This window comes from Mesorhizobium sp. M3A.F.Ca.ET.175.01.1.1 (genome assembly GCF_004791945.1).
In the GTDB taxonomy this organism is placed as follows: Bacteria; Pseudomonadota; Alphaproteobacteria; order Rhizobiales; family Rhizobiaceae; genus Mesorhizobium.
Genome location: NZ_SRTP01000320.1, coordinates 1 through 302, shown reverse-complemented (window position 1 = coordinate 302; position 302 = coordinate 1). Strand labels below are relative to the sequence as shown.

Annotated in this window: 1 pseudogene; it reads left to right on the top strand. The window is 67.5% G+C overall.

Annotated elements, in window-relative coordinates:
* Window positions 1–98: 98 nt before the first annotated feature.
* Window positions 99–302: pseudogene (locus tag EN818_RS34175) on the top strand (DUF1801 domain-containing protein); the annotation flags it as partial.

Below are 302 nucleotides of genomic sequence, written 5' to 3'. Positions count from 1 at the left end.
GGCGAGCCTCCCGCCTGGGTGGTCTATTCGCCGCTCCTGCCGCTTTTCCTGCTGCTGTTCAGCGGCCTTTACATGTTCGTGCTGCCCTATGCCGCAAGATGGCGCGGCGCGCGCGAGCGGGTGGAATCGGCCTGATGGCGAAGGCGAAATCGCCGAAGGTTGCCGCCGGCGGCTCGAGCGCGAAGCCCGTGCTGCTTTCAGGCGGCAACCCGCAGATCGCCAAGGGCTATGGCGACGCTCCCGTGCAAGCCTATATCGCGGCGATGCCGGGCTGGAAGAGCGAAGTCGGACGCCGGCTCGAC